The sequence below is a fragment of the Burkholderia diffusa genome, assembly GCF_902499115.1.
Lineage (GTDB): Bacteria > Pseudomonadota > Gammaproteobacteria > Burkholderiales > Burkholderiaceae > Burkholderia > Burkholderia diffusa.
Genome location: NZ_CABVPN010000005.1, coordinates 204136 through 222813 on the forward strand (window position 1 = coordinate 204136; position 18678 = coordinate 222813).

An 18678-nucleotide genomic window follows, 5' to 3' on the forward strand; every position below is an offset into this window, starting at 1 on the left:
TTTGATTTCCTACAATGGAACGACGATGTACGACTTGCTGAAAACCATCGACGACCCGGCGGATCTGCGCCGCCTCGATCGTCGCCAACTCCAACCGCTCGCGGATGAACTGCGCGCGTTCGTGCTCGACAGCGTGTCGAAGACGGGCGGCCATCTGTCGTCCAACCTCGGGACGGTCGAGCTGACGATCGCGTTGCACTACGTGTTCAACACGCCGAACGACCGGATCGTCTGGGACGTGGGTCACCAGACCTACCCGCACAAGATCCTGACGGGCCGCCGCGACCAGATGCATTCGCTGCGCCAGTACGGGGGCATCTCGGGTTTCCCGCGCCGCAGCGAGTCCGAATACGACACGTTCGGCACCGCGCATTCGAGCACGTCGATCTCGGCGGCGCTCGGGATGGCGATCGGCAGCCAGCTGAACGGCGACGACCGCTTCTCGATCGCGGTGATCGGCGACGGCGCGATGACGGCTGGCATGGCGTTCGAGGCGATGAACAACGCGGGCGTGTCGGAGGATGCGAAGCTGCTCGTGATCCTCAACGACAACGACATGTCGATTTCGCCGCCGGTCGGCGCGCTGAACCGCCATCTCGCGCGCCTGATGTCGGGCCGCTTCTACGCGGCCGCGCGTGCGGGCGTCGAGCGCGTGCTGAGCGTCGCGCCGCCGATGCTCGAACTCGCGCGCAAGCTCGAGGAGCACGCGAAGGGCATGGTCGTGCCGGCCACGCTGTTCGAAGAGTTCGGCTTCAACTACATCGGCCCGATCGACGGTCACGATCTCGATTCGCTGATCCCGACGCTGCAGAACATCCGCGAACTGCGCGGCCCGCAATTCCTGCACGTGGTGACGAAGAAAGGCCAGGGCTACAAGCTCGCCGAAGCCGATCCCGTGCTCTACCACGGCCCCGGCAAGTTCAACCCGGCAGAAGGCATCAAGCCGTCGGCCACGCCCGCGAAGAAGACATACACGCAGGTGTTCGGCGAATGGCTGTGCGATGAAGCCGAGCGCGATTCGCGCGTCGTCGGCATCACGCCCGCGATGCGCGAAGGCTCGGGCATGGTCGAGTTTGAGAAGCGCTTCAAGGATCGCTACTACGACGTCGGCATCGCCGAGCAGCACGCGGTGACGTTCGCGGGCGGCCTCGCGACCGAAGGGCTGAAGCCCGTTGTCGCGATCTACTCGACGTTCCTGCAGCGTGCGTACGACCAGCTGATCCACGACGTCGCGCTGCAGAACCTGCCGGTCGTGTTCGCGATCGACCGCGCGGGCCTCGTCGGCGCGGACGGTGCGACGCACGCGGGCGCGTACGATCTCGCATTCATGCGCTGCATTCCGAACATGACGATCATGGCCGCGTCCGACGAGAACGAGTGCCGCCAGATGCTGCACACGGCGCTTCAGCAGCCGAACCCGACTGCGGTGCGTTATCCGCGCGGCGCGGGCACGGGTGTGGCGACGGTGAAGGAATTCACCGAAATTCCGCTGGGCAAGGGTGAAGTGCGTCGCCGCACGTCGCAGCCGGAAGGCAAGCGCGTCGCGATCCTCGCGTTCGGCACGATGGTTGCGCCGTCGCTTGTGGCCGGCGAGGAGCTCGATGCAACGGTCGCGAACATGCGCTTCGTGAAGCCGGTCGATGCCGCGCTCGTGCGCGAACTCGCCGAGACGCACAACTACCTTGTTACGGTCGAGGAAGGTTGTGTGATGGGCGGCGCGGGCTCGGCCTGCGTGGAAGCCCTGATGGAGAGTGGGGTTATCCGACCCGTACTACAATTGGGCCTCCCTGACCAGTTCGTCGATCACGGCGACCACGCAAAGCTGTTGTCGCAATGCGGCCTCGACGGCGCGGGCATCGCGAAATCGATTCGCGAACGCTTCCTCAACGCGGCGGCCGATGTCGCCGGTCAGGCGAAGCGCGTCGCATAAGCTGGCGCCGCCTGCGGGCGGCGTCGGTGCGACTGGCGCAACCGGTCTACATTGATGCGGAAAACATGGGCCTGCGGGCCCATGTTGCTTTTCCGGCTGCCGCATGACGCGGCGTGCGCGTCGTCGGACGCGCGGCTTACAAGGATTGAAAAAGATGAACCAGATGAATCCCGCCTTCGTGATGCCCGACGTGCAGAGCACGGTGGATACCCGCCAGATTCCGATTCAGCGCGTGGGCGTGAAGGCGGTCCGGCATCCGTTGACGGTGTGCACCGAGAGCGGCGACGTGCAGCCGACCGTCGGCGTCTGGAATCTCGACGTGCGCCTGCCTGCCGATCAGAAGGGCACGCACATGTCGCGCTTCGTCGCGCTGCTCGAGGAGAATCGTGCGCCGCTGACGGTCGAGCGCTTCCGTGCGATGCTCGCGTCGATGCTCGAGAAGCTGGAAGCCGAGGCCGGCCGCATCGAGGTCACGTTCCCGTACTTCGTGAACAAGACGGCACCGGTGTCGGGCGTGCAGAGCCTGCTCGACTACGAAGTGACGCTCGCGGGCGAAAGCCGCAACGGCGAAGCGCGGCTGTTCCTGAAGGTGCTCGTGCCGGTGACGAGCCTGTGCCCGTGCTCGAAGAAGATCTCGCAGTACGGTGCGCACAACCAGCGCTCGCACGTGACGATCGACGCCGAGCTCGCGGCCGACCTGCCGGTCGAGGCGCTGATCCGCATCGCGGAAGAAGAAGCGTCGTGCGAGCTGTGGGGCTTGCTGAAGCGTCCGGACGAGAAGTTCGTCACGGAGCGTGCGTACGAAAATCCGAAGTTCGTCGAGGATCTGGTGCGCGACGTCGCGCAGCGTCTCGATGCGGATGACCGCGTCGTCGCCTACGTGCTCGAAGCCGAGAACTTCGAGTCGATCCACAATCACAGCGCGTATGCGCTGATCGAACGCGACAAGCGGCACGCTGCGTGACGTTGTGCCGCTGTAACGGAAAAGGCCGCTCGATCGAGCGGCCTTTGTGTTTTGGCTGGTGATGTCCGGTGCGTGCCGGTGCGTCGTGCGAATCAGCGCGCGAGCGACGCGAGATCCCAGCGCGGTTTCACCGTGAACGCGTAGTCGGCGTTCGCCTGCTCGGGCCAGCGGCCGAGCCGCAATGCGCCGGCGAGTGCGATCATCGCGCCGTTGTCGGTGCAGAGCGCAAGATCCGGATAGTGCACGTCGAAGCCGCGCTTGGTCGCGGCGGCCGACAACGCGGCCCGCAACTGGCGGTTCGCGCCGACGCCGCCCGCCACTACGAGGCGCTTGAGCTTCGTCTTCTTGAGTGCGGCGAGCGACTTCGCGACGAGCACGTCGACGGCCGCGTCGACGAAGCCGCGCGCGAGATCGGCCTTCGCGCGTTCGAGCGCTTCGCCTTCGAGTTTTGCCGCCTCGAACTTCTTCATCTGCGTGAGCACGGCCGTCTTCAGGCCGCTGAAGCTGAAGTCGAGATCGCCCGAATGGAGCATCGGGCGCGGCAGCACGACGGCGCCCGGCGTGCCCGTTTCCGCGAGTTTCGACACTTCCGGGCCGCCCGGGTAGCCGAGGCCGATCAGCTTCGCCGTCTTGTCGAATGCTTCGCCGGCCGCGTCGTCGAGCGTCTCGCCGAGCGTCTCGTACACGCCGACATCGGTCACGCGCATCAGTTGCGTGTGGCCGCCCGACACCAGCAGCGCGATGAACGGGAACGGCGGCGGTTCGTCGACGAGCAGCGGGGACAGCAGGTGGCCTTCGAGGTGATGGATGCCGACGGTCGGCTTGTTCCATGCCAGCGCGAGCGCATTCGCGATGCTCGCGCCGACCAGCAGCGCGCCGGCCAGGCCGGGGCCTTGAGTGAATGCGATCGCGTCGATGTCCTCGCGGCGCGTGCCGCTTTGCGCCATGACTTCCTCGAGCAGCGGCAGCGCGCGGCGGATGTGGTCGCGCGATGCGAGCTCGGGCACGACGCCGCCGTATTCGCGGTGCATCGCGATCTGCGAATGAAGCGCATGCGCGAGCAGGCCGCGCTGCGTGTCGTAGAGCGCGAGGCCGGTTTCGTCGCAGGAGCTTTCGATGCCGAGAACGAGCATGGGTAGAGGCAGTGCGAGCTGCGTCGAGCGCGCCGCACGAAGGTAAACGTAACCGCAAATTATAGCAGGCGAGGGCCTGCCGCCGCTGGGGTGCGGCCCGGGTGCGCGGCCAGGCAGGTACAATCCGCGCCATGGAAACTTACGATATCGCCGTGATCGGCGCGGGCGCCGCCGGGATGATGAGCGCCGCAGTCGCCGGGCAACTCGGCCGCCGCGTGGTGCTGATCGACCACGCGCCGCGGCTCGCCGAGAAAATCCGCATCTCGGGCGGCGGCCGCTGCAACTTCACGAATCTCCATGCGGGCCCCGACAATTATCTGTCGTCGAATCCGCATTTCGCGCGCTCGGCGCTTGCGCGCTACACGCCGCGCGACTTCCTCGGGCTGCTCAAGCGCCATCACGTCACCTGGCACGAAAAGCACAAGGGGCAGCTCTTTTGCGATCACGGCAGCGACGCGATCATCGACATGCTGAAGCACGAATGCGATGCGGGCGGGATTGCCTGGCGCCGGCCGGTGGCCGTCGACGCGGTGCGCCACGCGCCGGCCGACGGCTTCACGCTCGACACGCAGCAGGCGGGGCCGATCCGCGCACGCGCGCTGATCGTCGCCACCGGCGGACTGTCGATCCCGAAGATCGGCGCGACCGACTTCGGCTACCGGCTCGCGAAGCAGTTCGGCCACAAGCTCGTCGATACGCGGCCCGCGCTCGTGCCGCTCACCTTTGCGCAGCGGGACTGGGAGCCGTTCGCGGCGCTGTCCGGCGTGTCGCTCGAAGTGCGCGTGTCGACCGGCGACAAGAAGCATGGCGGCGAATTCGTCGAGGATCTGCTACTGACCCATCGGGGCCTGTCGGGCCCCAGCATCCTGCAGATTTCCAGCTACTGGCAATCCGGCGACCCGATCCGCATCGACCTGCTGCCGCAGCGTGACGTGGTGGCCGACCTGCTCGACGCGAAGCGCACGTCGAAGCGCCAGATCGGCTCGCTGCTCGCGGACTGGGTGCCGTCGCGCCTCGCTCACGTCTGGCTCGACACGCATCGCGTCGCGGCGGACGCGCGGCTCGCGGACCTGCCCGACAAGATGCTGCGTCAGATCGGCGATGCGCTGTCCGGTTGGACGCTGACGCCGAACGGCACCGAGGGCTACAAGAAGGCCGAGGTGACGAAGGGCGGCGTCGATACGCGCGAACTGTCGTCGGCGACGATGATGAGCGCGCGGGTGCCGGGGCTGTTCTTCATCGGCGAGGCGGTGGACGTGACGGGCTGGCTCGGCGGCTACAACTTCCAGTGGGCGTGGGCATCCGGCACGGCGGCCGGGCAGGCGGCGGCGGAGTTTGCGCGGGGCGCCTGACACGGCTGCGCCGGCCCCCGTTGACGGGGGCCGGCCCTTATGTCTTTGCGTGGCGCTCTGCTATACTTGCAAATCTTCCCTGCAAACCTTTATTCGTGTCGGATCATGACGATCATTCGCGTTAAAGAAAACGAGCCGTTCGAAGTCGCCATGCGCCGCTTCAAGCGCACGATCGAGAAGAATGGTCTGCTGACCGAGCTTCGTGCGCGGGAGTTTTACGAGAAGCCGACCGCCGAGCGCAAGCGCAAGAAGGCTGCCGCAGTGAAGCGTCATTACAAGCGGATCCGCAGCCAGACGCTGCCGAAGAAGCTGTACTGAACGATTGAGCGCCGCGCGATTCACTGAGCGGCGCACCGGCGACCTCCGCACGATCGGCCTCGATCTGGGGCTGCGAGTCGCCGATGCCGGATTCGAGCAACCCGCTTGAGACTTAGTCCCAAGCGGGTTTTTGTGTTGACGCCCGTTCGCGGGCGTTGAAGTCACGTTTCCATCCCGGGTGCAAGATGAGTTTGAAAGAGCAGATCAGCGAAGACATGAAGGCCGCGATGCGCGCGAAGGAAAGCGAGCGTCTGGCGACGATTCGCCTGCTGATGGCCGCGATCAAGCAGCGCGAGGTCGATGATCGGGTGACCCTCGACGACGCGGGCATCACCGCCGTGATCGACAAGATGATCAAGCAGCGCAAGGACTCGATCAGCCAGTTCGAAGCCGCAGGCCGCGACGATCTCGTCGCGAAGGAACAGGCCGAGCTGACCGTGCTGGGCGCCTACATGCCCGCGCAGCTTTCGGACGCCGAAGTGGCTGCCGAAGTCCAGGCCGCTGTCGCGGCAACGGGCGCGGCCGGCCCGCAGGACATGGGCAAGGTGATGGGCGTGCTGAAGGGCAAGCTTGCCGGCCGGGCCGACATGACGGCCGTTTCCGCGCAGGTCAAGGCCGCGCTGTCGAAGTAAAACCCGCTTCCCGGCGCGCCGCATGCGCGTGCGCCGGGGCGTCGTATTGTCTTTTTTTCGCTCGATCCCACGGTGATTCCGCATTCGTTCCTGCAGGATTTGCTGAACCGCGTCGATATCGTCGACGTGGTGGGCCGGTATGTGCAGCTCAAGAAGGGCGGCGCCAACTTCATGGGGTTGTGCCCGTTCCATAACGAGAAGAGCCCGTCGTTTACCGTCAGCCCGACCAAGCAGTTCTATCACTGCTTCGGCTGCGGCGCGCACGGCACGGCGATCGGTTTCCTGATGGAGCATGCGGGGCTCACGTTCCCGGAAGCCGTGCAGGAGCTCGCGCAATCGGTCGGACTGACCGTGCCGCACGAGCCGTCCATGCGCGGCGGAGGCGGTGCGGGTGGCGGTGACTATCCGGCGCCCGTGTCGAAATCGGTCGCGACCGCGCTGTCCGACGTGATGTCCACCGCGTGCGACTACTACCGCAAGCAATTGCGCGGCGCGACCGTCGCGATCCAGTATCTGAAGAACCGGGGCCTGACCGGCGAGATTGCCGCGCGCTTCGGGCTGGGCTATGCGCCGGACGGCTGGCAGAACCTCGAAACCGCGTTCCCGGACTACCGCGACGACTCGCTCGTCGAATCGGGGCTCGTGATCGTCAGCGAGAAAACCGATGCGCAGGGCGTCGCGCGACGCTACGACCGGTTCCGCGAGCGGATCATGTTCCCGATCCGCAACGTGAAGGGGCAGGTGATCGGGTTCGGCGGCCGCGTGCTCGGCAGCGGTGAGCCGAAGTACCTGAATTCGCCCGAAACGCCGTTGTTCAACAAGGGCAGCGAGCTGTACGGGCTGTTCGAGGCGCGCCTTGCGATCCGCGAGCGCAAGTACGTGCTGGTCGTCGAAGGCTACATGGACGTCGTCGCGCTCGCGCAGCTCGGCTTCCCGAACGCGGTTGCGACGCTCGGCACGGCGTGCACGCCGATCCATGTGCAGAAGTTGCTGCGTCAGACGGACACGGTCATTTTCAGCTTCGACGGCGACTCGGCCGGCCGGCGTGCGGCGCGCCGCGCGCTCGAGGCGTGTCTGCCGCATGCGGCGGACAACCGGACGATCCGATTCCTTTTCCTGCCGTCCGAGCACGATCCGGACAGCTACGTACGCGAATTCGGCGCGGACGCGTTTTCCGAGCAGGTCGAGCGCGCGATGCCGCTGTCACAATTTCTGTTGAACGAAGCAATTGCCGGCAAGGCGCTCGACCAGCCGGAAGGTCGAGCGAAGGCGCTGTTCGACGCGAAGCCGCTGCTGCAGGCGCTGCCGGCGAACGCGTTGCGCGCGCAGATCATGCACATGTTCGCCGACCGGCTCGATATCCCGTTCGAGGAAGTCGCGGCGCTGTCGGATGTCGATGCGCGCATCGCGGCGCCGGCGCGCCAGGCGCCCGCGCGCAGCGAGCGGCGGCGTGTGACGGACAGCGAAAAGCGCGCGTTGCGTACGCTCGTGATGCATCCGCGGATCGCGTCGCAGCTCGACGACGAACAGCTTGCGACCCTGCGCGCGCTGCCGCGGATCGGCGAGCTGTTCGCCGAAGTCGTCGAGCATGCGCGTGCGCTGGGCGACGGCGCGGAGTTCCGGCTGCTGTCGGATGTCCTGCGGACGTCCTCGAACGGCGCGACTTACGAGGAAATCTTCCGCGAAATTCTGGACTATGATGAAAACGTCCGCGATTTGCTGTTACAGAATCCGGAAGACGAGACGGTGCCCGAGCGGCAGCGTGAACAGGAACGGATCGCGGGGGAGGAGCTGCAGGCCGCGGTGCTCAAGATGCGCTATGACGCCTGCTGCGACCGGCTCGATCGGCTTGCGCGGCAGTCCACCTTCACACCCGAGGAACTGGCGGAATTGACGGAATTGAACCAGCAGCGAACCGACATGAAGCGTCGGCTCGGGCTGTAGGCGGCCGGGGCGCCAAGAGAGGGCGCCCCAGCGTGCTATAATATAAGGTTTCCAGCGGTTTGTTTTCTAAGCAGAGGCGAGATTCGCGATGGCAAAGACGACAGGCGGAAAGAAAGCAACAGGCAAGGGCTCGACGGAGCCGACCACGAAGGTCACAGCGGCCAAGTCTGCTTCTTCCACCAGGACAGTGTCTTCAGCCACGTCAGCCCCGGCAGGAAAGAAAACCGCGGCCGGCACTGCTCAGGCTGCGCCGGCGCCGGCAGCCAGAACACGGGCTGCCGCCAGACCCGACTCCGGGCCGGCCAAGCCGGCGGCGAAGCGGGCAAGTGCGAAAAGCGCAAGGGACACGACTGCCGCCGCGGACGAAACGGCAGTACGTACTACTCATGCACCCACGGTTCAACCGGCTGTCGTCCAGCAGCCGCGAGTCGATATAGCCGGTACGGCGAACTCCATGACCAAAAAGCTGAACGAAGTATCCGTCGATGACGACGCAAATCAGAGCGACGAGCAGCCCGCAGCCGCGGCTGCCCCGGGCAAATCCAAGGTGCGCGATCGTCGCGCCAAGGAAAAGGCGCTGCTGAAGGAAGCGTTCGCGACGAGCACGCCCGGCACGGCCGAGGAGCTCGAAGAGCGCCGCGTGAAGCTGCGCGCGCTGATCAAGCTCGGCAAGGAGCGTGGCTTCCTCACGTATGCCGAAATCAACGACCACCTGCCGGACAACTTCACCGAGACCGAAGCCCTCGAAGGCATCATCGGCACGTTCAACGACATGGGCGTGGCGGTTTACGAGCAGGCGCCGGACGCGGAAACGCTGCTCCTGAACGACAACGCGCCGGCCGCGTCGTCGGACGATGAAGTCGAGGAAGAAGCGGAAGTCGCGCTGTCGACCGTCGATTCGGAATTCGGTCGCACGACCGATCCGGTCCGGATGTACATGCGCGAGATGGGCACGGTCGAGCTGCTCACGCGCGAAGGCGAAATCGAGATCGCGAAGCGGATCGAGGACGGCCTGCGCCACATGGTGATGGCGATTTCCGCGTGCCCGACGACGATCGCCGACATCCTCGCGATGGCCGAGCGCGTCGCGAACGAAGAGATCCGCGTCGACGAACTCGTCGACGGCCTGCTCGATCCGAATGCTTCGGACTCCGCCGATACGGACGGTTTCTCGGCGAAGGAAGCCGAAGCGATCGAGAACGAGGACGAGGAAGCAGAAGAGGAAGAGGAAGAAGAGGAAGAGGAGGATGATGACGGTGCCGCCCAGGCAACCGCCAACGCCGCCCAGCTCGAAGCCCTCAAGCGCGCATCGCTCGACAAGTTCTCGCAGATCAGCGAGTGGTTCGACAAGATGCGCCGCGCGTTCGAGAAGGAAGGCTACAAGTCGAAGTCCTACCTGAAGGCGCAGGAAACGATCCAGACCGAACTGATGACGATCCGCTTCACCGCGCGTACCGTCGAGCGTCTGTGCGACACGCTGCGTGCGCAAGTGGACGAAGTGCGTCAGGTCGAGCGCCAGATTCTGCACATCGTCGTCGACAAGTGCGGCATGCCGCGTTCGGAATTCATCGCGCGCTTCCCCGGCAGCGAGACGGATCTCGACTGGGCCGAGAAGATCGCGGCCGAAGGTCATTCGTACAGCGCGGTCCTGTCGCGCAATATCCCGGCGATCCGCGAACAGCAGCAGCGTCTGCTCGACCTGCAGGCGCGCGTCGTGCTGCCGCTGAAGGACCTGAAGGAAACCAACCGCCAGATGGCGGCCGGCGAACTGAAGGCACGTCAGGCGAAGCGTGAAATGACCGAGGCGAACCTGCGTCTCGTGATTTCGATCGCGAAGAAGTACACGAACCGCGGCCTGCAGTTCCTCGACCTGATCCAGGAAGGCAACATCGGCCTGATGAAGGCGGTGGACAAGTTCGAATACCGTCGCGGCTACAAGTTCTCGACCTATGCAACGTGGTGGATTCGCCAGGCCATCACGCGTTCGATCGCGGACCAGGCGCGCACGATCCGTATTCCGGTTCACATGATCGAAACGATCAACAAGATGAACCGCATCTCGCGGCAGATCCTGCAGGAAACCGGTCTCGAGCCGGATCCGGCAACGCTCGCCGAGAAGATGGAGATGCCGGAAGACAAGATCCGCAAGATCATGAAGATCGCGAAGGAGCCGATCTCGATGGAAACGCCGATCGGTGACGACGACGATTCCCATCTCGGCGACTTCATCGAGGACAACAACACGGTCGCGCCGGCGGATGCCGCGCTGCATGCAAGCATGCGCGACGTCGTGAAGGACGTGCTCGATTCGCTGACGCCGCGCGAGGCGAAGGTGCTGCGGATGCGCTTCGGTATCGAGATGAGCACCGATCACACGCTCGAGGAAGTCGGCAAGCAGTTCGACGTCACCCGCGAGCGGATCCGTCAGATCGAGGCCAAGGCGCTGCGCAAGCTGCGTCACCCGAGCCGTTCCGACAAGCTGAAGTCGTTCCTCGAAGGGAACTGATTTCCAGCGTCTTACTTGCGAACGCCGCCGGTATCCGCGTGATACCGGTGGCGTTTGTCCTCTTTAGCGTCTTTGTTGTTACAATGCCGGCCCGGCTTGGTTGCCGGAGTGGCGTGTAGCACACGTTGCTTCTTGTCTGGGCCCCTAGCTCATGCTTGGTTAGAGCAGCGAACTCATAATTCGTTGGTGCCGGGTTCGACTCCCGGGGGGCCCACCAGATTCCCTTCCAAGGCTATCCAAGGAAGTCTCGAAACCCGCGACGCCGCAAGGCTTCGCGGGTTTTTCTTTTGCGCGCTGCCTGAATGTGTCGAGCGTGTTGAATGCGTTCACGCCGGCGTCGCGTGTCGCATCGCCGCCACCGGGAAAACGCGCGGAGCGTGCCGTGCCGATATCAATCGAAGTATGCTGTAGCGCGGTCGGCGCGCACGATCGAGAATCGTCGAGTGCGCGAACGGCAGGGCAGCGCCGCGTTCCGTCCGGCAGCCAGAACAAACACAAACAGACTTCGCCCGACAGTGGGGGCGGCCATCATGATCACGTTGCGTTCGTGGAGTGCGATTCTATCGTTGCTGATGCTTGCCGCATGCGCCAGCCTGCCGCCGCAGGCCGGTCGCGCGCCAACGCACGCATTTACCGATACGGAAACCACGCGCCTCGGCGTCGCGTTCCGCCAGCAGGCCGCCGCCCATCCGGGGCAGGACGCGTTTCATCTGCTGCGCGATCCCGTCGATGCACTCGATGCGCGCGTGCTGCTCGCCGATCGCGCGGACCGCTCACTGGACCTTCAGTACTACATCTGGCACGACGACCTGACCGGGCACGAGCTCGCGGATGCGATCATCCGTGCGGCCGATCGCGGGGTTCGCGTGCGCGCGCTGCTCGACGATCTCGGGACGAATGCGGACGACCAAAAGCTGCTCGAGATCAGTTCGCATCCGAACATCGAGATCCGGCTCTTCAATCCAGTCGCCACACGCCACTTCAAGAAGATCGGCACGGTGCTCGAATTCTCCCGCGTCAACCGGCGCATGCACAACAAGGCGATGATCGCGGACAACCAGGCGGCGATCGTCGGCGGCCGCAATATCGGAGACGAATATTTCGGCGCGTCGTCGATGCTGGAGTTCGGCGATCTCGATGTGGTCGTGCACGGCCCCGTCGTGAACGACATCTCGACCGAATTCGATACGTTCTGGAATTCGCCGTATGCGTATCCGATCGATGCGCTGGTCGGGCACGACGCGGCGCCGGGCGGCCTCGACCGGGAGCGCGAACGGTTGCGCGATTACCTGCGCGCGATGGAGGACAATCCGTACGTGCTCGAGGCGCGACACAGGCTCGACCAGATCGTGCACGGGCAGGGCACCGAGCTGTCCTGGGGCCAGGCGACGGTCCTGTACGACGATCCGGCGAAGATCGCACGCTCGCCGAAGGACAGCGACGGGCACCTCATGCCGCAACTGCGCGCACTCGCGTTGCGGCCCGAGCAGGAGCTGCTGATCGTGTCGCCGTACTTCGTGCCGGGCAAGGACATGGTCGAACGCCTGCACGCGCTCACGACACGCGGCGTGCGCGTGACGATCCTGACCAACTCGCTCGCATCGACCGACGTCGCGGCCGTGCATGCCGGCTACCGGCGCTATCGGCGTGCGCTGCTGGAAGCCGGCGTGAGGCTTTACGAACGGCGGCCGTCCGGCGACAAGAGCATTTCGAAGCAGGTCATCATCGGCTCGTCGCGTGCTTCGCTGCATGCGAAGACCTATGTGTTCGATCGCAAGAGCATCTTCATCGGTTCGATGAATCTCGATCCGCGTTCGCTGAATCTCAATACCGAGATCGGCGTTTACTGCGAGAGCGCGGCGATTGCGTCGGAAGTCGCGGCGGACCTGGAGCCGCGGCTCGATCAAATCGCGTGGCGAGTCGAATCGAGGACCGACCCGGCCGGGAAGGGGCGGCTCAAGTGGATTCAGACTGACGCGGACGGGAAAGTGACCGAACTCGATCACGAACCGGAAGTATCGGCGGCGCGGCGCATGGAAGTATGGTTTCTGGGCTTGTTTCCGATCGAATCGCAGCTGTGATTTCGCTTGCCCGCGACGACCGCGGGCGGCGTGTGCCGACGCGCAGCGTCGATCCGGAGGCCGTGCGCGCACTGGCGCTGATGCGGCTCCGGGCGCGCAAAACGACCCGCACCCGGAATCCGCACCATTCATCGCGCGGTCAGCGCGCGAAATCAGACGTGCTCTGGATGAACGTGTTCAGCTTCGAGATGTTCACGCTGCCGAAGCCCGTCGTCGCGTCCCAGCCGGCCTTCGCCTTGTAGCCGTACGTGCCGCTGCCGTTGTTGCCGGACGTCACGTCGTGCACCAGCGCCGCATTGCTCGGAAAGTACTTGTAGATGCTCGACGCCGGGAATCCGAGCGCGTTGTTGTTGGCCGATTGCAACCGCGCCCAGATGCCGGTGAAGATCGGTGCGGCGAGGCTCGTGCCGCCTTCGTTGTTCAGGTAGCCCGAGCCCCACAGCGTGTCGGACGTCTGGCCGTTCACCACGAGGATCGCGCCGGTGCGCAGGTCGGCGTCGAAACCGACGTCCGGCAGTGCGCGCTTGGTCGACCCGGTGAGGCTCGACGATTGCCACGACGGCGCCGCTTCGTACTTGCTGTAGCCGCCGCCCGTCGACCATACGGTGCCCGGCTGCCAGCTCGGATCGTTCCACACGATTTCGCTGTTGTATGCGTTGGTCGACGTGTTGGTGAATAGCGTCGTGCCGCCCACTGCGATCACGTACGGCGACGTCGCTGGCTCGCTCACCGTGTAGGTCGAGCGCGACGGCGTGCCGCTCGCGCATTCGTACGCGCCGTGGTCGCCGGCCGATACGGAGAAGGTCTGACCTTGCGCGATGGCTTGCTTGAAGATGGTATCGTCGGTCGCCTGCGAGCCGGTGCTGTACGCGGACGATTCGCACACGCCGAGCGACACGTTGATGACCTTCGCGACGTTGTCGCTCACCGCCTTGTTGTACGCGGCGGTAATCGCGGTGAGCGACATCGACGGCGCCACGTAGAACACGACCTGCTTCACGCTGCCGCCGGCGGCGCCGACGATAGACTGGCTGTCGAGGTTCCATTCGACGGTGCCGGACGTATCGGTGTACGAACTACCTGACGGACCCGTCTGCACGACGCTGCTGCTGATCGTGCCGAGGCCGTTGTTGGCGGCGAACGTATTGAGGTCGCTGACCGTCTGCGACAGGTCGCCTTCGGAGATGATGCCGACGGTGGTTTGCGAGGCCGTCGGCGTGCCGTCGCCGCCATAGAGCGACGAGAATTCCGTCGGGTAGTGCGGCACCGCGGATGCGCCTGCCGGAATCGTCAGGTTGCTGGTGTTGCCTTGCGGTTTGCTGCCCGCGCCGGTATGCATGAGCTCGACGTTCTGCAGCCCCAGCACGGCACCGACGATGCCTGAGATTGCGTTCGGCACCTGCGCGGCATCGGTGTTCGCGTAAACGTTGCGGCCGTTTCGCGTGAAGCGCTTGAGCGTCGTGCGGAACGCCGATTTGACCGTTGCCGCGGTGCCCGACGCGGACACGAGCAGGCGGTTCGGCGCAACGACGATGTTGACGAAGCCGGCCTGGCGCAGGTGCGCGACGACGGAGGCAACCTGCTGGTCGGTCGGCGCGTATTGCGCGGCGAACTGCGCCGACGTGAGGAACTGCTTGTAGTGCGGCGAGCCGGGTGTATGCAGATCGTGCAGGTACTGGTCGAGTTGCGCTTCGCTGCGCAGGTTCAGCCCGAGCACGATGTCGACCGATTCGCCGGGCGCCATCTCGGTGGCAGCCGCGGCAGCGGCGGCGGTACTGGCCGCCGGCGCGCCGGCGGTACTGCTGCTTTCACCTTGCTGGACGAGCGGCAGGAATCCCTTGGTGCGCGTTTCCGTCCAGCCGGCGGCCGGTGCGGCATGGGCGGCCGTCATGCCGAACGAAGCGGCTGCTGCTGCGGCGAAGGCGAGCTTGGCGATGCGGATGTGCTTTAGTTTCTTGTCTGCAACCTGATTCATTTTGAATTACCCCTCCGGTTGAACATCGAACTGCACGAACAACAACGGTCGACGGCGGCGCGGATCGTGCGCCGCCGATATCCGCCGCGCTCGCGCGGATGGCGCGGACGCGACGGGGCCTTTCGCCCGACCCGGATGGGTGGTGATCCTCCGGGGGCGAAATGCTGGAATGCTCGGTAACGGGGGCGCTCCGCCGCGATGCGGCCCGGTCGCGCCGGCAGGCCTGATGCAGGCGAGCTAGAGCAAAAGTTTCGGTATCCTGCTCATCTGGTTCGGTCCTTCGGCCTGCTGCCGGACGGCAGCTGCCCAATGAATGCATCGGGATGTTGCATGCGCCAACGGAAGAAGCGACGGTCGGCGGCGAGAACTTCGGTGCGGCGGAAGCGAGATGCGTTGAGCGGGAACGATTGCGTGGTCTGCAGTTCGTCGGATTGCTTGCATCGGACGGTATCAAGAACGAAAGTTCGGTGTCAAACTTTTTTTGATTACATGAAACAAAGTTAAATGGAATTGGATGAAATGCTTTTGAAAAGTCATTAGGTATTTTGTAATTTTCAAACCATAAACCGAGTGCAATTGCGGGTCCGTCCTGTGGATAATTCGCGATTCGATTCGTAATGCACGAACCGTATTCGAGAAATCATTCGAATCTCCCGTGCCCGTTTTCCGTCCCGGAACGCAAGGTTCGACGCGCGTCGGCCGCGTCCGGCGACTCAACCTGATCAGATCGACGGCTCGTCGCGAGCAGTCCAGCCAGCGACAGCGTCTCGAGAGCGGGGTGGGTCGGCGCATCGTGATGGATCGCATCGGGCGGCGAAGCGACCGGATGACACAATGTGTCGACGATTAGTGCGGCGATGCTGACGATCAGCACGGCGGCAACCAGTTGCACGCGATGAGTCCGTTCGGCCAGTTGACGGTATTCCACCTCGTGCCGCGTTCCACGCTGCAACTGCTCGATTGGGATCGTTCTAGCGGTGAAGGTGCCGCGCGCTGCTGATGGCGACCATTGCGGATCAGACGCGGGTTCTGCGCGAACACTGGCATGTGCCGCGCGGCGCATCGGGTGGCGAGCGGGCCGCCCCGGCGAATGCGGCGAAGCGCGTTCAGCGCGCGATGAAAACCGCCGCGCGTCGAGCGCGGCTATCGGTCGTTCGATGGCACGAGCACAGGCACGGCGCGACGCGCGGTGGCCGGGTCAACGGCATCCGCACGATCAGTCCGGCTTGCGCTCCGGTGCAGCACGCGGTGGCGGCTCGGCGACCGGGGTGCCGGCGGTAGGGCCACCATTCTCATCGTTCTCGGGCGCCACGGGCCGCGAACCGTCGTCATACGCGACGAGGCTGCGCTGCGGATTCGCGATCCGGATTCCGCGTTCGCGGAACAGCACCGCGATACGCCGGTTGAATTCGCGCTGCACACCCCAGCGCGCAGAGTCCTTGCACTGGATCTGTCCGGCCAGCGCGATCGTCGCGCCGTCGACCTGGTCGATGCCCCAGTAGCTGAAATCCGACAGGATGCCGTCCTTGTAATTCGGATCGTCGCGCAACGCGGCGCCGATCTCCTTCAGCGTCTCGATCGCGCGATCGATGTCCTGGCCGTACGCGATGCTGACCTTGACGGCTGCGTTGCCGAGCCCGCGATTCGTGTTGTTGACGGTCGTAACGGAGCTGAACGGGATCGTGTACAGCGACCCGTCGCCCGCGCGCAGCCGCACGGTGCGGATCGACAGGTATTCGACCGTGCCGGACACGCCGGCGAGCGTGACCCAGTCTCCCACCTGCATCGCGTTCTCCATCAGCAGGAAGATCCCGGTGATGAAATCCTGCACGAGCTTCTGCGAGCCGAAGCCGAGCGCGACGCCGAAGATGCTGGCGCCGGCGAGCAGTGGACCGATGTTCACGCCGATTTCGCTGAGGCCCGTCAGCACGACGACGAGCGCGATCATGATGAACAGCAGCGAACGCAGCATCGGCAGCAGCGTGCGTAACCGCGCCGCGCGCACGAGGTTGCCTTCGTGTGTCCACTGCTGCAGGCGGCGCTCGATCGCGATGTTCGCGGCTTCCCATACGATCAGCGCGACGACGGCCGCGATCGCGATCGTGATCAGCGCCGACGCGAGCCGATGGCCGATCGTGCCGGTCTGGAAGGCGTGGAAGATCGGCACGCCCCAGATCTGCAGCAGCACCACGACGGTCGCGACGGCGATCACCGCCGACACGATCTGGCGCACCAGCGGGTAGTAGCGGTACGCGTGCAGGTGGACCAGCGTGCGATCGTCGTCGCGGCGCTGGAACAGTCGAGCGAGCGCACCGAACACGACGATCGACACGATCCGCATGCCGATCACCGCGGCGATCGAGCGGCCGCCGAGCGTGATCAGCACGCGGTAGCCGTTGTGGACGTCGAGCGCCCACACGAACCACAGCGCCATCACGACGAATACCGAAACGGGCGCCCACGCGTCGGCGAGCGCGTTGCCGATCATCGCGAAGGCCGGCCGATCGTCGCCGGCCGCGCGGATGCGGGCGGCGACCGGCTGGCGGCACCGGAGAATCAGCGCCGAGATCATCAAGTGGCCGACGAGCGCGACGGCTTTCAGCAGCGCTACGTGACCGGCGTCGCTGAGGCCGAAGCTCGCGGCGATCTCGACCGCGGCCGTGCAGACGCCGACGACGATCGCGATCCGCGCGATCGAGCGCTGCGCGATCGCGGCCCATGCGTCGCTGACGTGCAGCAGCCGCAATTGCGGCGCATCGGGCTGGAAGAACAGCCGGCTGACAATCGTCACGAGGCGGCAGATCACGTAGATGTCGATCAGCGATTCGAGTGCGGTTTCGGTCGGCGTGCCGGCGCCGTCGAGCACCGACATCGTCAGGCTCGCGACGCCGACGAACGCCAGCAGCGGCACCACGCGCAGCGCGAGGCTGACCAGCGCGCGCGGCATCCGGCGCAGCAGCGTGGTGTGGCGCCGCGCATGGCCACGGCCTTGCGACGACGTATCGGGCGCGGCGCTGGCGTCGTCCGGCGCTGACGGCCTGGCGTCATCCGGCCCGGCTGGCTCGGGCTCGGCCCGACGCGACGATTCGGCCCGACGCGTGCCCATGGCGGCCAGCGCGCGCCGCAGGAGCCGCTTCGCGAACCATTCGACGACGAACGCGGGCACGAGCACGGCGAGGATGACCAGGATCGCGCGCGTGAGGTCCGCGCGTTCGTCGGTTCGCACCAGCCGCTCGTGCCACCAGCGGCCGACGGAGCCGACATCGAGTAGCGAGCGCAGCGATTCGTTCAGCGCGGCGCCGATTTCGCCGGCCCAATGTGCCCCCTGCCGGACGAGCATCGACGCGAGCCCGTTCGTCGTGAGCGCGGCTGGGGCGGCGGATGCCGCGCTGGCCGGTGTCGCGGCGCTCGCCGGAAGCGCGGGCGTGCTCAGCACGCCGACGGCCGCGATCGCGCGCAACGTCGTTTCGACCTGCTCGCGCTCGCGTGGATTTTGCAGGACGGAGAGGGCCTGCTGCGCCTGTTGCGGCGTCAATGCCGGCACGGCGCCGGAGGCCGCCGATGGGGCGGCTGGTGCAGGGGTAGCCGCGTGGGCGATCGATACGACGGCGGCGAGCAGCCAGCCGAGCAGGAAATGTCGCATGGGGAGGCATGCGGGCGCACATCGAAATGTGGCCCGCCGGTCTGGACGATGGACGGAAGTTAACATGATCGCGAACGGACCCGAATAGTTCCGCCGACGAATATTCGCTTGCGACGTGGCGGGTCGGGAACGAAACGTGCTCGCCGGCACATCGATTCGGTGCAAACCACGACTGCGGCTACATGCGGCGAACTCCGGAT

Annotated in this window: 12 protein-coding genes and 1 tRNA gene; 9 read left to right on the forward strand and 4 right to left on the reverse strand. The window is 65.4% G+C overall.

What is annotated here, in order from left to right; translation table 11 throughout:
• The first annotated feature begins 25 nt into the window (after window positions 1-25).
• Entirely contained in the window at window positions 26-1930 is a 1905-nt protein-coding gene (gene dxs, locus BTE28158_RS07260; RefSeq protein WP_151048553.1) for a 1-deoxy-D-xylulose-5-phosphate synthase, read from the forward strand.
• A gap of 154 nt (window positions 1931-2084) precedes the next feature.
• Window positions 2085-2894 carry a GTP cyclohydrolase FolE2 gene (folE2, locus tag BTE28158_RS07265; RefSeq protein ID WP_059601731.1) on the forward strand — a complete coding sequence of 270 codons (810 nt, stop codon included), beginning with the start codon at window positions 2085-2087 and terminating at the stop codon, window positions 2892-2894.
• Between the two features lie 92 nt (window positions 2895-2986).
• On the opposite strand, the gene tsaD is transcribed toward folE2, so the two are convergent.
• Window positions 2987-4027, reverse strand: coding sequence for a tRNA (adenosine(37)-N6)-threonylcarbamoyltransferase complex transferase subunit TsaD (tsaD, locus tag BTE28158_RS07270; protein ID WP_151048552.1), 1041 nt, complete (start codon window positions 4025-4027; stop codon window positions 2987-2989).
• A 122-nt stretch (window positions 4028-4149) separates the two neighbouring features.
• Between tsaD and BTE28158_RS07275 the strand changes: the two genes are divergently transcribed.
• From BTE28158_RS07275 to BTE28158_RS07305, 7 genes are all read left to right on the forward strand, one after another.
• Entirely contained in the window at window positions 4150-5379 is a 1230-nt protein-coding gene (locus BTE28158_RS07275) for a BaiN/RdsA family NAD(P)/FAD-dependent oxidoreductase (RefSeq protein ID WP_279608030.1), read from the forward strand.
• A gap of 105 nt (window positions 5380-5484) precedes the next feature.
• The gene (rpsU, locus tag BTE28158_RS07280; protein WP_006479415.1) at window positions 5485-5697 is read left to right on the forward strand and encodes a 30S ribosomal protein S21; all 213 of its coding nucleotides are present in this window, start codon (window positions 5485-5487) and stop codon (window positions 5695-5697) included.
• A gap of 185 nt (window positions 5698-5882) precedes the next feature.
• Complete coding sequence (locus BTE28158_RS07285) at window positions 5883-6329, forward strand: GatB/YqeY domain-containing protein (protein ID WP_059524656.1); 447 nt, start codon at window positions 5883-5885, stop codon at window positions 6327-6329.
• Between the two features lie 72 nt (window positions 6330-6401).
• Window positions 6402-8273 carry a DNA primase gene (gene dnaG, locus BTE28158_RS07290; protein ID WP_059601735.1) on the forward strand — a complete coding sequence of 624 codons (1872 nt, stop codon included), beginning with the start codon at window positions 6402-6404 and terminating at the stop codon, window positions 8271-8273.
• 88 nt (window positions 8274-8361) lie between these two features.
• A complete protein-coding gene (rpoD, locus tag BTE28158_RS07295) occupies window positions 8362-10779 on the forward strand; it encodes an RNA polymerase sigma factor RpoD (RefSeq protein ID WP_082728921.1) in 2418 nt (805 codons plus the stop codon).
• Between the two features lie 138 nt (window positions 10780-10917).
• Window positions 10918-10996 (forward strand) — tRNA-Ile (locus BTE28158_RS07300).
• Window positions 10997-11309: 313 nt separating this feature from the next.
• The gene (locus BTE28158_RS07305) at window positions 11310-12860 is read left to right on the forward strand and encodes a phospholipase D family protein (protein ID WP_151048550.1); all 1551 of its coding nucleotides are present in this window, start codon (window positions 11310-11312) and stop codon (window positions 12858-12860) included.
• A gap of 139 nt (window positions 12861-12999) precedes the next feature.
• On the opposite strand, the gene BTE28158_RS07310 is transcribed toward BTE28158_RS07305, so the two are convergent.
• The 3 genes from BTE28158_RS07310 to BTE28158_RS07320 form a co-directional block, all read right to left on the reverse strand.
• Window positions 13000-14835, reverse strand: coding sequence for a S53 family peptidase (locus tag BTE28158_RS07310; RefSeq protein ID WP_059601741.1), 1836 nt, complete (start codon window positions 14833-14835; stop codon window positions 13000-13002).
• A 640-nt stretch (window positions 14836-15475) separates the two neighbouring features.
• On the reverse strand, window positions 15476-15763 hold the full coding sequence (locus BTE28158_RS07315) for a hypothetical protein (RefSeq protein ID WP_170296409.1): 288 nt from the start codon (window positions 15761-15763) through the stop codon (window positions 15476-15478).
• Window positions 15764-16051: 288 nt separating this feature from the next.
• Complete coding sequence (locus BTE28158_RS07320; RefSeq protein ID WP_151048549.1) at window positions 16052-18478, reverse strand: mechanosensitive ion channel family protein; 2427 nt, start codon at window positions 18476-18478, stop codon at window positions 16052-16054.
• Window positions 18479-18678 lie beyond the last annotated feature (200 nt).

Excerpts from the sequence above, each read along its gene's own strand:
- rpsU (WP_006479415.1), top strand. The coding sequence starts at position 5,485 with ATGACGATCATTCGCGTTAAAGAAAACGAGCCGTTCGAAGTCGCCATG.
- folE2 (WP_059601731.1), top strand. The coding sequence starts at position 2,085 with ATGAACCAGATGAATCCCGCCTTCGTGATGCCCGACGTGCAGAGCACG.
- rpoD (WP_082728921.1), top strand. The coding sequence starts at position 8,362 with ATGGCAAAGACGACAGGCGGAAAGAAAGCAACAGGCAAGGGCTCGACG.
- tsaD (WP_151048552.1), bottom strand. The coding sequence starts at position 4,027 with ATGCTCGTTCTCGGCATCGAAAGCTCCTGCGACGAAACCGGCCTCGCG.
- BTE28158_RS07285 (WP_059524656.1), top strand. The coding sequence starts at position 5,883 with ATGAGTTTGAAAGAGCAGATCAGCGAAGACATGAAGGCCGCGATGCGC.
- BTE28158_RS07310 (WP_059601741.1), bottom strand. The coding sequence starts at position 14,835 with ATGAATCAGGTTGCAGACAAGAAACTAAAGCACATCCGCATCGCCAAG.
- BTE28158_RS07305 (WP_151048550.1), top strand. The coding sequence starts at position 11,310 with ATGATCACGTTGCGTTCGTGGAGTGCGATTCTATCGTTGCTGATGCTT.
- dxs (WP_151048553.1), top strand. The coding sequence starts at position 26 with ATGTACGACTTGCTGAAAACCATCGACGACCCGGCGGATCTGCGCCGC.
- BTE28158_RS07320 (WP_151048549.1), bottom strand. The coding sequence starts at position 18,478 with ATGCGACATTTCCTGCTCGGCTGGCTGCTCGCCGCCGTCGTATCGATC.